The 14269-nt window shown below is 61.4% G+C and carries 9 protein-coding genes and 1 tRNA gene; 7 read left to right on the top strand and 3 right to left on the bottom strand.

Annotated features, from left to right (window positions below; genetic code table 11):
* Positions 1–3 precede the first annotated feature (3 nt).
* The 6 genes from H7H48_RS06420 (at position 4) to metH (ending at position 10040) form a co-directional block, all read left to right on the top strand.
* Entirely contained in the window at positions 4–720 is a 717-nt protein-coding gene (locus H7H48_RS06420) for an ABC transporter ATP-binding protein (RefSeq protein WP_229447950.1), read from the top strand.
* Complete coding sequence (locus H7H48_RS06415) at positions 720–1613, top strand: branched-chain amino acid ABC transporter permease (protein WP_229447948.1); 894 nt, start codon at positions 720–722, stop codon at positions 1611–1613. The genes H7H48_RS06420 and H7H48_RS06415 overlap by 1 nt, the downstream gene beginning before the upstream one ends.
* Positions 1610–2392: an N-formylglutamate amidohydrolase gene (locus tag H7H48_RS06410; protein WP_229447946.1), complete on the top strand. Its 783-nt coding sequence runs from the start codon at positions 1610–1612 to the stop codon at positions 2390–2392. The genes H7H48_RS06415 and H7H48_RS06410 overlap by 4 nt, the downstream gene beginning before the upstream one ends.
* A 2-nt stretch (positions 2393–2394) precedes the next feature.
* Positions 2395–3030, top strand: a complete 636-nt coding sequence (locus H7H48_RS06405; protein ID WP_229447945.1) for an isochorismatase family cysteine hydrolase — start codon at positions 2395–2397, stop codon at positions 3028–3030.
* A gap of 48 nt (positions 3031–3078) precedes the next feature.
* Positions 3079–6123: an aminotransferase class III-fold pyridoxal phosphate-dependent enzyme gene (locus tag H7H48_RS06400; protein WP_229447943.1), complete on the top strand. Its 3045-nt coding sequence runs from the start codon at positions 3079–3081 to the stop codon at positions 6121–6123.
* Positions 6124–6257: 134 nt separating this feature from the next.
* A complete protein-coding gene (gene metH / locus H7H48_RS06395; protein WP_229447940.1) occupies positions 6258–10040 on the top strand; it encodes a methionine synthase in 3783 nt (1260 codons plus the stop codon).
* A gap of 417 nt (positions 10041–10457) precedes the next feature.
* Here metH and H7H48_RS06390 read toward each other — a convergent pair whose 3' ends face one another.
* On the bottom strand, positions 10458–11423 hold the full coding sequence (locus H7H48_RS06390; RefSeq protein WP_229447931.1) for a helix-turn-helix domain-containing protein: 966 nt from the start codon (positions 11421–11423) through the stop codon (positions 10458–10460).
* A 301-nt stretch (positions 11424–11724) separates the two neighbouring features.
* On the opposite strand from H7H48_RS06390, the gene H7H48_RS06385 reads away from it, so the two are divergent.
* Positions 11725–13554, top strand: a complete 1830-nt coding sequence (locus H7H48_RS06385) for a sodium:proton antiporter (RefSeq protein ID WP_229447929.1) — start codon at positions 11725–11727, stop codon at positions 13552–13554.
* Between the two features lie 22 nt (positions 13555–13576).
* Here H7H48_RS06385 and H7H48_RS06380 read toward each other — a convergent pair whose 3' ends face one another.
* Both H7H48_RS06380 and H7H48_RS06375 read right to left on the bottom strand, forming a co-directional pair.
* Positions 13577–13918, bottom strand: coding sequence for a YbaN family protein (locus tag H7H48_RS06380; RefSeq protein WP_255663399.1), 342 nt, complete (start codon positions 13916–13918; stop codon positions 13577–13579).
* Positions 13919–14118: 200 nt separating this feature from the next.
* Positions 14119–14194: transfer RNA gene (locus H7H48_RS06375), tRNA-Phe, on the bottom strand.
* Between the last annotated feature and the right edge of the window lie 75 nt (positions 14195–14269).

Here is a 14269-nt window from a genome sequence, read left to right as displayed (position 1 = left end):
GACGTGTCTGCGCTACTGACAGTCCAGTCGCTTCAGGTTCAATACGGTGCCGTGCAGGCGGTGCGCGGTGTCGACCTGGAGGTGCGTGAAGGCGAAATCATCGCGCTGCTGGGCGCCAATGGTGCGGGCAAGTCCTCGACGCTCAATGCGCTGGTCGGTCTGGCACCGGCCAGCGCAGGCAGGATCACCTTCAAGGGACAGGACGTGACCGGCAGCGCGCCGGAACGTTTCGCCTCCCTTGGCATGACGCTGTCGCCCGAGGGGCGGCGCGTCTTCGGCACGCTCAGCGTGCAGGAAAACCTGCTCATGGGCGCATACTCGATGCAGGACAAGGCCAAGGTGAAAACGGCCTTTGATCGGGTGTTCGATCTGTTTCCGATCCTGCGGGAGCGCCGTGAGCAGTTTGCTGGGACGCTTTCGGGCGGCCAGCAGCAGATGCTGGCCGTTGGCCGCGCGTTAATGAGCAATCCGCGCCTTCTCCTGCTCGACGAACCGTCGCTGGGGCTCGCGCCGAAGATCGTCGAGCAGGTTTTCGAGCTGATCACCGTGTTGCGCAAGCAGGGGGTGACCATGGTGGTTGTCGAGCAGAATGTCTCGATGGCGCTCGAGGTTGCGGATCGCGGATACGTGATGGCCAGCGGCCGCATCGCAGCTTCCGGCACGGCCGCCGAACTGCGCAATTCCGACACGCTGCAAGCTGCCTATCTGGGGGCCGAGTAATGGATCTGTTTCTACAGCAAACCGTCAATGCGTTTGCACTGGGCGGCACCTATGCGCTGCTGGCGCTAGGCCTTGCCATGGTTTTTTCGACCATGGGGCTGATCAACTTCGCCCATGGCGAGCTGATGACGATTGCCGGCTACATTCTGATGGCCTGCGGCCTTGCCGGCGTTCCGTTCGTCTTCTCCATACTGCTTGCCATTGCGGCTGCGGTTCTGGCGGCAATCGTGATGGAACGCATTGCCTTCAGACCGGTCAGAAACGCCTCCGGCGCGACCATGCTGGTGACGAGTTTCGCGGTCTCGATGATCTTGCAGGTTCTGTTCCAGAATTTCATTTCCGCCCGCTCGCAGGCTGTTCTGGTGCCGGAAATCCTGTCGGAAAGCGTGCGTTTCGGCGGGCTTGTGATCGGCGTGAACAAGATTGCCGCCATCGTTACCACCATCGTGATGCTGATCTTCCTCGACCGCTTCATGAAGCACCACCGCATCGGCATTGCCATGCGGGCGGCGGCGGAAGACTTCTCCGTCGCGCGCCTCATGGGCATCCGCGCCAACACCGTGATTGCCGGTGCATTCGCGCTGTCGGGTTTTCTGGCCGGCGTTGCCGCGGTTCTCTGGGTGAGCCAGCGTGCCTCTGTCGATCCGCTGATGGGCTTCACGCCGGTTCTCAAAGCCTTCATCGCGGCCATTCTTGGCGGGCTCGGCTCGCTGCGTGGCGCCGTGGCCGGAGGCTTCCTGCTGGGTTTCATCGAAATCTATCTGGCCGCCTACCTGCCGGCCAGCATGCAGGAATTCCGCGATCCCATCGCCCTTTGCCTGGTCGTTCTCGTGCTGATCTTCCGCCCAAACGGCCTTATCCCGTCGCCAGCCCTCAAGGCGGAGAAAGTATGAGCCTTCACACATCTGTCGGGGAAAGCGGTCGGCTTCTGTCACCGCTCGACCCGGATCCGGTCACGATCATCAACGGGGACAGCACCTTCCCGGTGCTTCTCGTCTGCGAACATGCGGGCCAAACGGTCCCCCGGGCTCTGGGTGATCTGGGGTTGAAGGCTGACGCGCTCAATGCGCATATCGGCTGGGATATCGGTGCAGCCGGAGTTACCCGGCTTCTCGCTGACAGGATCGGCGCAACCGCAGTGATGCAGAGCTACAGCCGACTGGTGATCGACTGCAACCGCCCGCCCGAAGCTCCCGATGCGATGCCGGAGGTGAGCGATGGCGTGCCGGTGCCGGGAAACCGGGGCGTGACGCAAGAAGGGCGCGCGATGCGCAGGCGGGAGATTTTCGATCCCTTTAATGCCGCCGTGAAAGAATTGCGCAGCCAGCCGCACTACCGGGCAATTCTGTCGATCCACAGCTTCAACCCGCAGCTTCGCGATGGGATAAAGCGTCCCTGGGAAATCAGTTTCCTTTATCGCAAGGACACCGCGACATCCGAGCGGCTGCGGCAACTCGTTCTGGAGAACGCACCCGACCTGACCATTGGCATGAACGAGCCCTACCAGATCGATGATGAGTCGGACTGGTTCGTGCCGCGTCACGGGGAAGAAAGCGGCCTGCCGCACAGCCTCATTGAAATTCGCAACGATCTCATTTCAGATGCCGCCGGGCAGGCAGGATGGGCAAAGCTCTTGACCGCCGTCGTGCATCGCTTCGCAACGGAGTTATAAACATGGAACTCACGCGCAACGTTCCCATCGAGCCGGCACAGGCGGCAATCCTCTATGTGGATGTGCAGAACTTTAGCGCCAAGAAGAAGGGCGCAGAGTTTGTCGATCTCGACGAGAAGACGCTGAACGAGAAATATGGCTGGTATTTCGACCGGCTTGAAGGTGAGGTGATCCCGCGCATGCAGAAGCTGCAGGCGGCGTGCCGCAAGGCTGGCGTGGAGGTGATGTACACCACCATCGAAAGCCTGACGCTCGACGGCCGCGACCGCAGCCTCGATTACAAGATCACGGGCTTCAATGTGCCCAAGGGCTCGTGGGACGGCAAGGTGATCGACGAGATTGCGCCGGGCGAAGACGAGATCGTGCTGCCGAAGTCTTCCTCCTCCGTCTTTGTGTCGACCCATATCGACTACATTCTGCGCAATCTGGGTGTGAAGCAGCTCATCATTTGCGGGCTGATCACCGATCAGTGCGTGGAGAGCGCCATTCGCGATGCCTGCGATCTGGGCTATCTGGTGACACAGGTGACCGATGCCTGCCTGACCTACAGCCAGGAACGCCACGACAACTCACTGCGCACCATCAAGGGCTATTGCCGACAGGTGACGACGGAAGAGTTGATTGCGGAACTCTCCTGATTTGCTGCATGAATGACTGGCCGGAAACGGCACGCGGGAGGGTTCAGCATGACCGCAATTCTCGACACGGTTCCGCGCTTTTCTGAGGAAGAGGCGGCAGGGCTGCTCAGAGATGTCTATGGCATCGAGGGCGCGCTTTCGGCTCTGGCGAGCGAACGGGACCAGAATTTCAAGGTGAAGACGCCGGAAGGCGCGTTCATCTTCAAGATTGTCAATGCGGCTGAGCCGGTGGAGGAGAGCGATTTCCAGACGGCGCTCCTGCAGCATATCCAGTCCGCCGCGCCTGACCTGCCAGTGCCGCAGCTTCTTCCCACACTAAAGGGCGAGGCGCTGGGTTCAGTTGAAGGCGCAAACGGTGCGACGCACCGGCTGCGGCTCGTCAGCTGGATCGAGGGCACGCCGCTTGCCGAAGTGCCGCGCAGCGAGGCGGCCATGGAAAGCCTCGGTGAACTGCTTGGCCGCTTCAACAATGCGCTCAAGGGTTTCATGCATCCGGGCGCCGTGCGGGCGCTCGACTGGGATCTGCGCCTTGCCGGCAACAGCCGTGCGCGGCTTGACCATATCCGCGATGCGGACGATCGCGCGCTTGCTGAGCATTTCATCGCAAGATTTGAGGCCGATGTTATGCCACGGCTCTCGCGCCTGCGCGGTGGTGTGATCCACAATGACGCCAATGACTGGAATGTGCTGGTCGACCCGGAAGACCACACGAAGATCTGCGGCCTGATCGATTTCGGCGATGCGCTTTACAGCGCGCTAATCTGCGAGGTGGCGATTGCCGGGGCCTATGGCGCGCTCGACTGCGACGACCCGCTGGGCGCCATCGGTGCGCTGGCGGCGGGGTTCCATGCGCAATACCCGTTGCGTGAAGAAGAGGTCGACCTGCTGTTCGATCTCGTTGCCATGCGGCTTGTCACCTCGGTGACGATCTCGGCCAGCCGTCAGTCTGAAGTGGCCGACAATCCCTATCTTGCTGTCAGCGAAAAGCCCGCTTGGGATCTTCTGCGTCGGCTCGGCGCGATGGACCCACGCTTTGCGACGGCCATCCTGCGAAACGCCTGCGGCTTCGAGGCAATGCCGGGTGCGGGCGTGGTGAAAAGCTGGCTGGCGAAAAATCGCCGCAATTTCGCGCCGGTGCTTTCGCGACCGGCTGCGAGCTATCCGACTGCCCATGTGCCGCTTGGCGACCGGAGCGATGCAATTGCCATCGCCTCCGCCGAAGAGCGGCCAGACGAGGCGCAGGCGCTCTGGGAAGAAGCGGTGGGCGACGCAAGACGCATTCTGGGCATTGGGCCCTGGGGTGAAGATCGCGGTGTCTATACGAGCGATATTTTCGAATCCCGTCTGATCGCCGGCACCCGCCGCACACGGCATCTGGGGCTCGACCTCTTTCTGCCGGCTGGCACCGCCCTTTATGCGCCGCTGGGAGGCACCGTGCGCGAGGTGAGCATAGAGCCGGCGCGGCTTGGCTATGGCGCGGTGATGGTGCTGGAGCATGCGCCGGAGAATGGTCCGGCCTTCCTTTCGCTATGGGGGCACCTTGCCCATGAGGTGGTGGACCGGCTGAAGGTGGGTGACCGGGTCGAGGCCGGCGCGTTCCTGGCGCATATGGGCGGGCCGAAGGAAAATGGCGGCTGGATGCCGCATCTGCATCTGCAGATTGCCTGCGACACGACGATGAGCGCTGACGATATTCTGGGCGTCGGCGAAACGCGCTATCTGGAAACATGGGGCGAGCTTTTCCCCGATGCCAGCGACTTCGCCGGGCTCGTGGCGGTGGATGCGGGGCGGCTTTCCAAGGCTGAGATCGTGGAGAAGCGGCAGTCGCTGCTTCTGCCGAACCTGTCGATTTCCTATGAGGAGCCGATCAAGTTCGTGAAGGGCGAGGGCGTGTGGCTGATCGACGACCGTGGCCGCGCCTATCTCGACTGTTTCAACAATGTCTGCCATCTGGGCCACTGCCACCCGGCGGTGGTGGAGGCGCTGGCACGGCAGGCGGCGACGCTCAACACCAACACGCGCTACCTGCACGACAACATCGTCGCCTATGCGGAGCGGCTGACGGCGACCATGCCGGAGGACTTGGGCATCGCGGCCTTCGTGAACTCGGGCTCGGAGGCAAACAGCCTGGCGCTGCGGATGATGCGGGCGCATACGGGCCGGGAGAACGCCATCGTTCTCGACTGGTCCTATCACGGCACAACGCAGGAACTGGTCGACCTCAGCCCCTACAAATTCCGCCGCAAGGGCGGGCAGGGGCCGAAGCCGCATGTGCATGTGGCCGCACTGCCGGATGCCTATCGCGCGCCGGCCGACTGGCCGCAGGAGGAACTGGCGCAGCGGTTTGCGGCAAGTGTTGCCGAGCAGATCGATACGATGGCGGCGAAGGGCGAGGCTCCGGGCTTTTTCATTGCCGAGTCCATCCCGAGCGTTGCCGGGCAGGTGTTCATGCCGGAGGGATATCTCGACGAGGTCTACCGTATGGTGCGGGCGGCAGGTGGCATCTGCATCGCTGATGAGGTTCAGGTGGGCTTTGGCCGCGTTGGCAGCCATTGGTGGGCTTTTGAAACACAGGGCGTGGTGCCCGACATCGCCACGGTGGGCAAGCCAATCGGCAATGGTCACCCCATGGGCGCGCTGGTGGTGCGTCGGGAGATCGCGGAATCCTTCCACAACGGCATGGAGTATTTCAACACGTTCGGCGGCAACCCCGTCTCCTGCGCGGTGGGTCTGGCGGTGATCGACACGATCGAGCGTGACAGCCTCAGGCAGAATGCAGCGGACATCGGCGCCTATCTCAAGGCGGGCTTCATCGAGCTTCAGCACCGCTATCCGCTGATCGGCGATGTGCGCGGCATGGGCCTGTTCCTTGGCATCGAGCTGGTGGAAGACCGCGAGACAAAGATGCCGGCCACGGCATCAGCGCGTGCCATTTGCAACGAGGCGCGGGCGCGCGGCGTGCTGATGGGCACGGAAGGCCCCTATGACAATGTGCTGAAGATGCGCCCTTCGATGATCTTCTCCAAAGCCAATGCGGACCATCTTCTGGGCGTTCTGGAAGAGAGTTTCGAGGCGGTGGCGAGGGTTGGTTGAGTTCTTCAGGGGCCGGACGAAACGCTGCGTGAAAGCAGGGCTGATCCGTGATATGGTCTGGGTGTGCATGTTGACATAAAGATATCTTTATGTGATGCAGCCCTTTCTTGTATCAAGGATGAAAAGCGTCGCCTATGTCGTCTATCGATGAACTGTTTGGCCCCGTCGGCGAAAAGCCGGATGGCTCCGAGATCTTCGCCGCGCTGCACAAGGCCGCGCGCGAGCGCATTCTCATCCTTGACGGCGCGATGGGCACACAGATCCAGGGGCTCGGCTTCGGCGAGGATCATTTCCGGGGCGACCGCTTCATCGGCTGCGCCTGCCACCAGCAGGGCAACAATGACCTTCTCAACCTGACGCAGCCCAAGGCCATCGAGGAAGAGCATTTTCGCTACGCGATGGCGGGTGCGGACATTCTCGAGACGAATACCTTCTCCTCCACGACCATCGCCCAGGCCGATTACGGCATGGAGGACATGGTCTATGAGTTGAACCGCGACGGTGCGCGACTTGCCCGCCGTGCGGCCAAGCGCGCCGAAGAAAAGGATGGTGTGCGCCGTTTCGTGGCAGGCGCACTCGGGCCGACCAACCGCACCGCCTCCATTTCGCCGGATGTGAACAATCCCGGCTATCGTGCCGTGACCTTCGATGATCTGCGCATTGCTTATGGGGAGCAGTTGCGCGGGCTGCTCGATGGCGGCGCGGACATCGTGCTGATCGAAACCATTTTCGACACGCTCAACGCCAAGGCGGCGATCTTCGCATGCGAGGAAATCTTCGCCGAGCGTGGCATTCGCCTGCCGGTGATGATCTCCGGCACGATCACCGATCTTTCCGGCCGCACGCTTTCCGGCCAGACGCCGACGGCCTTCTGGCATTCGGTGCGCCATGCAAAGCCGATTACGATCGGTCTGAACTGCGCGCTGGGCGCTGCGGCCATGCGCCCGCATCTGGCGGAGCTTTCGGGCGTGGCCGACACGCTGATCTGCGCCTATCCGAATGCCGGTCTTCCGAACGCCTTCGGCCAGTATGACGAAAGCCCGGAGATGATGGCCGAGCAGGTCGCGGAGTTCGCGCGCGAAGGGCTGATTAATGTGGTCGGCGGCTGCTGCGGCTCCACGCCCGAACATATTGCCGCGATCCGCGATGCGGTTGCGAACCATCCGCCGCGCGAAATCCCCGAGCGCCCACCCTTGATGCGGCTTTCGGGGCTGGAGCCCTTCACGCTCACCGACGACATTCCCTTCGTCAATGTGGGCGAGCGCACCAATGTCACGGGCTCGGCGAAGTTCCGCAAGCTCATCACTGCCGGCGACTTTGCCACTGCGCTGGATGTCGCGCGCAACCAGGTGGAAGGCGGCGCGCAGATCATCGACGTCAACATGGATGAGGGCCTGATCGACTCGAAGAAGGCGATGATCGAGTTCCTCAATCTCGTGGCGGCGGAGCCGGACATCGCGCGTGTGCCGGTGATGATCGATTCCTCCAAATGGGAGGTGATCGAAGCGGGTCTCAAATGCGTTCAGGGCAAGGCCGTGGTCAACTCCATCTCGCTCAAGGAAGGCGAGGAGGCATTTCTGGAACAGGCCAGGCTGTGCCGGATGTATGGCGCGGCAATGGTCGTGATGGCCTTTGACGAAACCGGTCAGGCCGACACCAAGGCCCGCAAGGTGGAAATCTGCACCCGCGCCTACAAGCTTCTGACGGAAAAGGCCGGCGTCGCGCCGGAGGACATTATCTTCGATCCCAATGTGTTCGCGGTCGCGACCGGCATCGAGGAGCACGACAATTACGGCGTCGACTTCATCGAGGCGACGCGCGAGATCGTTGAGACCCTGCCGCATGTCCATATCTCGGGTGGCGTGTCGAACCTCTCCTTCTCGTTCCGCGGCAATGAGCCCGTGCGCGAGGCGATGCATGCTGTTTTCCTCTACCACGCCATTCAGGCGGGCATGGATATGGGCATCGTCAATGCCGGACAGTTGGCCGTCTATGACGCCATTGATCCGGAGCTGCGCGAGGCCTGCGAGGATGTGGTGCTCAATCGCGCGCCCAAGGCCGGCGGCACGGCGACGGAGCGCATGCTGGAAATCGCCGAACGCTATCGCGGCACGGGCGGGCGCGAGGCCAAGGAAAAGGGTCTCTCCTGGCGCGAACTGCCGGTCGAAAAGCGGCTGGAACATGCGCTGGTGAATGGCATCACCGAATATATCGAAGCGGATACCGAGGAAGCGCGGCAGAAGGCCGAGCGTCCGCTCCACGTGATCGAGGGCCCGCTGATGGCTGGCATGAATGTCGTCGGCGACCTGTTCGGCTCGGGCAAGATGTTCCTGCCGCAGGTGGTGAAATCGGCGCGTGTGATGAAGCAGGCCGTGGCGGTTCTTCTTCCCTATATGGAGGAAGAAAAACGTGCCAATGGCGGCGGCGAGCGCGAGAGCGCCGGCAAGATCCTGATGGCCACGGTGAAAGGCGATGTGCACGACATCGGCAAGAACATCGTCGGCGTCGTTCTGGCCTGCAACAATTACGAGATCATCGATCTTGGCGTGATGGTGCCGGCGGCGAAGATCCTTGAGACCGCCCGCGAAGAGAAGGTCGACATCATCGGTCTGTCCGGTCTCATCACCCCATCGCTCGACGAGATGGTGCATGTGGCGGCCGAGATGGAGCGTGAAGGGTTCGACATTCCGCTTTTGATCGGCGGCGCGACGACCAGCCGCGTGCACACGGCGGTGAAGATTCATCCGAGCTATCAGCGCGGGCAGGCGGTTCACGTGAACGATGCGAGCCGTGCCGTAGGCGTGGTCTCGAACCTGCTTTCGCCGGAAGCGCGCGACGGTTTTGTTGCAAATCTGCGCGAGGAATATCGCAAGGTGACGGAAGCGCATGAACGCTCCGAGCGTGACAAGCAGCGCCTGCCGATCGCCAAGGCCCGCGCCAATCCGCACAGGATCGACTGGGCGGCGTACACGCCGCCGAAGCCGAGCTTCACCGGCACGAAGGTTTTCGAAAACTGGGATCTGGAAGAGCTTGCGCGCTATATCGACTGGACACCCTTCTTCCAGACCTGGGAGATGAAGGGGCGATATCCGAAAATTCTCGAGGACGAGAAACAGGGCGAGGCCGCGCGGCAGCTCTTTGCCGACGCACAGGCCATGCTGAAAAAGATCATCGACGAGAAATGGTTCGTGCCGCGCGCCGTGATCGGGTTCTGGCCGGCCAATGCCGTGGGCGACGATGTGCGCCTCTTCACCGACGAAAAGCGGAAAGAGGAGCTTGGCTCCTTCTTCACGCTGCGCCAGCAGCTCACCAAGCGCGGTGATAAGCCGAATGTCGCCCTCTCGGATTTTGTTGCGCCGGTGGACAGCGGCAAGCCGGACTGGATTGGTGGTTTCGTGGTGACGGCAGGCATCGAGGAAGTGGCGATTGCCGAGCGTTTCGAGCGCGCGAATGACGACTATAACTCGATCCTCGTGAAGGCGCTGGCCGACCGGTTCGCAGAAGCCTTTGCCGAGCGTATGCACGAGAAGGTGCGCAAGGAATTCTGGGGTTATGCGGGGGATGAGAACTTCACACCCGAAGAGCTGATCGCCGAGCCCTATGCAGGCATCCGCCCGGCGCCGGGTTATCCTGCCCAACCGGATCACACGGAGAAGATGACGCTCTTCAAGCTTCTGGATGCGGAGAAGACCGCGGGCGTGAAGCTCACCGAAAGCATGGCCATGTGGCCGGGTTCATCGGTTTCAGGGCTCTATTATTCGCATCCGGAAAGCTACTATTTCGGCGTCGCCAAGGTCGAGCGGGACCAGGTGGAAGATTATGCGGCACGCAAGGGCATGGATGTGGCGGAGGTGGAGCGCTGGCTCGGACCGGTGCTGAACTACCTCCCGTCGTCCTATTCGGAAGCTGCTGAATAACGTCGGCTACTGGCAGGGGAGCTTGGTGCGCGCGTATGGCCGCAATTCATATATGCGGGCGAGCAAGACGGTGCTTTCCCTGCCGCGCATACCTTGCTGCGATCTGCTCCGCTTCTGAAACAAAAAGGAGCAGGCGGGGGCTTTTAGCTGGCGGCTGAGCCTCCCGCCTGCCGGGGCAGCCCCTTCCAAAAATATGAGAAGAGGCAAGTTGTAGCGCCTGGCTCGAGACGATCGATCAGACGCGATCAAAGTGATCTGAGTTCAGCATGGCCCACTCTGGAAGCCATCAGGATCTCAGACCGCATTCTTGTGCATTTTGCAGGGATGGTAGACTGGTGCCGTGCTGCGGGGCAGTAGGACTGGGCGTTCTGTGGTCACGACCTGTCGCAAATCTGAAACAGGTCTGTTCTGAAACTGTCAGCTGTCACGACCTATTCCCAGCCGCGCCATTTTGCGATGCATGGTTGCGCGAGATATTCCAAGCTGACGCGCTGCTTCTGAAACATTGCCGCCGGTGCTCAGAAGCGTTCGCTGTAATGCACTCCGCTCTGCGTCTGCCAGAGCAGGAACAACAGACCGTTCCGAGGCATCGTAGAGGTCACGTGCAAAAATTGGTCTTGAAATGGGACCGGGCGGTAGATCCAGCATGGCCCGGGCGGTCCGTGTCGCACCGACCACGAGATCATGGCGATCAACCGCGATAAGGGCTGTCGTGTCTGCTGCGGGCAAAAGCATGATCCGCGCCTGCGGATAGGCCAGGCGAAAGGCTTCCGCCTCGATGCGCCGTGCCGCGTCTCCGACAGCCGTCGCAATGAGATGAATGACCCCCTCCGTCAAATCAGCGCGGCATGAAGAGACATCGAGCGCACCCGCGAGTTGTCCTTCGTGATCGTAGACAGGTGCGGTGGTGCAGGAGAGGAGTGTGTTGCGCGAATGGAAGTGCTGGTCGAGGTGTATTGTCAGCGCACGGCGTTCCGCCAGACATGTCCCGATGCCGTTGGTCCCTTCGGCCTGCTCGCTCCAGACATTGCCTGTCCACAGCCCCCATCGCCGAAACGTGTCATCATCGCCTGCCGCGCTGCGACGCTCGACAGGTATGCCTTTCTGATTGGCCAGGAGCACGCAATAGCCGGAACTACCCACGGCGAGGAAAAGTTGGTCCAGCGAAGCCTGCGCAGAGCGGATCAACGGTTCGCACCGAGCGCGGGCCTCAGCAAGTTCGAAGTCTGAAATCCGCTCTGGCCCGCGTGTTTGAGCCGGGTCAAGCCGATGCAGGCGAAACGAGCGCTGCCACGAGGCGACCAGCGCAGACTTCGCCGCATGGTCCGAATCCACCGCTGCCAGCACCCGGTCTGCATGAAAAATCAGACCCCGTCCATTCATGGTTTTCCTCCCCATGACCCGTCGGTGCCCTCCACACCATTGCAGTTGCCGGGCCTGTTGCTGATCATGGTTGAAGTTTCGTTGCTGGAACCGATCTGTCAATACGACCTTTAGAGAGAATGCGTAAGCGACTTTGTGGAGGCAGCGGATCTGGTGCGGTGCAGGCCGCCCGACGATGCTGCCGCCCGCGCGTCCGAGTGTTTTCTCCTCTGTGCAATTGGTGTGTTGGATGCTTGCCCGGGAGCGACTATTCTGCCTGAGGAATTGCGTTCCCCGCCCCTCTTAAACAAACGGACGTCTCATGCATGATATCGGACTGAAAATCGCGCTTATCGGCGTGATGGGCATGGGCGCGCAGTGGCTCGCCTGGCGACTACGTTTGCCCGCTATCGTGCTTTTGCTGCTTGCCGGTGTTCTCGCTGGTCCAGCCACCGGATTTGTGAATCCGGCGGAGGATTTCGGCACGATTTACCGCCCGCTCGTCTCGCTCGCCGTCGCAATCATTCTATTCGAGGGCGGGCTCACGCTGAATTTCAAGGAGATCAGCGAAACCTCCACGGCGGTGCGGCGCATCATCATTTTCGGCGGTCCGCTCGTCTGGGTGATGACCGCGCTTTCCGCTCACTATATTGGTGGCCTCGCATGGCCGACGGCTGTGGTGCTCGGTGCCATCCTGGTGGTGACGGGGCCAACTGTTATCACACCGCTTCTGCGTCAGGCGCAGCTTGCTGCAAGGCCGGCATCGCTGCTCAAATGGGAGGCGATCGTCAATGATCCGATCGGCGCACTGTTTGCAGTGGTCGCTTTTGAGGTCATTCTGGTTCTGATCGGGCAGCACCAGGGGGGCAGCCTTGCCTATGTGGTGGTGGCGGCCTTCGCTGTCGCGGTTGCTGGCGGCTATGTGGCGGCGCGGGCCATTCACTGGGCGTTCGTGCGCGGCGTCGTGCCGGAGTTCCTGAAAGCGCCGATCCTGCTTGCCACAGTGCTGTTGGCCTACGCGCTGACCAATCTCGTTCTTGAGGAGGCCGGCCTTCTGACGGTCACGGTCATGGGCATCGTGCTCGCAAACACGCGTATTGCGAGCCTTGCCGAAATGCGGCGTTTCAAGGAGACCATCACTGTCTTCCTTGTCTCGGGCATATTTATCCTTTTGACGGCATCGCTCACGGTCGAAGACTTCAAGAGTCTCGACTGGCGCGCAGCGTTGTTCGTTGCGTCGCTCCTCCTTGTGGTGCGCCCTCTGGCAATCATGACTGCCACGGCCGGATCCGGTGCGACACTTGCCGAGCGTACGCTTTCAAGCTGGATTGCGCCGCGCGGCGTGGTGGCTGTTGCCGTATCCGGCCTTTTTGGCGGTGCGCTGGCAGATGCCGGCATCGCCGATGCCAACCGCATGGTGGCTTTCACCTTCGCCGTGGTCGTCACCACAATTGTGCTGCATGGCTTTACACTCGGTCCCTTGGCCTCGCTGTTGAAATTGAAAAGCGCCGAGAAACCTGGTCTGCTGATCGCTGGAGGGCCAAGATGGGCCATCGATCTGGCTCGCAAACTCCGCGACATGGATGTCCCGGTCATGATTGCGGACCCGAACTGGAACCACATCGCGGAGGCGCGTCTTTCCGAGGTCCCCGTCTTCTACGGCGATATCCTCTCGGAAGAGGCGCACCACAGCATTGATCCCAAGCGCTTTTCCACACTGATCGCCGTGACCGACAATGATGCCTACAATTCACTCGTCTGTACGGATTTCGCGCCGGAACTTGGCCGTTCGCACGTCTATCAGCTCGGACGCGGGGCGGATCAGTCCAAACGCATGTCCCTCAACTTCACCCTTGGCGGTCGCCCCCTCACCGAGGAGGGCGTGGATTTCCGCACCCTGCGTGAGCGGCATTGGCAGGGCTGGACCTTCCAGGCCACGAAGCTCACCGAAGAGTTCGATTACGATGCCTATCTGAATAGCCGTGCGGAAGAGGCGATCGTGCTTTTGTGGGTGAAGCCATCGGGGAAACTCGTTTTCGCGGCCGGGGCCACAGGGACGCCGTCGACCGACGATCGGATCATCAGCTTCACACCGGCAAAAGAACGCCGGGCAGGGGGAAATGGCGACGCAGTGGCGGAGGAGAAGGAATGAGCGAGGGCGGGTCTGCTACGCATCAGACTTCAGGCCTGGTCGCAATCCAAACAAGCACCGCACCCATAGTCGTTGCAATCGTCAGCGCGAGCAGCGGGCCGGGCCTGTAAAGAACGACGAACAGGCAGAAGCCGGCGGCCATGCCCGCTCCAGCGAACAATTTCGCGCGTCGCGGGACAACCCCACGGACGCGCCAGTCGTGCAGAACGGGTCCGAACCGTGGGTGTTCAAGCAATCTGCGTTCGAGTTTCGGTGAAGAACGCGCGAAAAACCATGCGGCGAGGATGAGAAAGATCGTGCTCGGCATGATCGGCACGAAAGCGCCGATAAACGCAAGTCCGAGCATTATCAGCCCCAACGCCATCAATATGGTGCGCTTTGCATTCCGGAATGCTGGCGCGATCTTCAAGGAGTGAGCTCCATCCAAAATGATGTTGCGGCAAGGATGTTCGTGCCTGCGCGGACCGTATTCATGGAAACAAGCGCACTGCAAGAACAAGATGCGCGAAAATCGCGTGGCTGCACGAACCAGAAGCCGCTATCGACGGATTGTTCAGTGGAAAATGGTGCCCAGGGGCGGAATCGAACCACCGACACGCGGATTTTCAGTCCGCTGCTCTACCAACTGAGCTACCTGGGCAAACCCTGCTTCGCATCGCCGGGGCAGAGATTTCTGCGGGCGGTGGCGGGGTTGGTTCTCCGCCGGAAGCGCGTG

Origin of the sequence: Nitratireductor sp. B36 (assembly GCF_020833685.1) — a bacterium.
GTDB lineage: Bacteria > Pseudomonadota > Alphaproteobacteria > Rhizobiales > Rhizobiaceae > Nitratireductor.
This window is presented reverse-complemented; position numbering and strand designations above follow the sequence as displayed.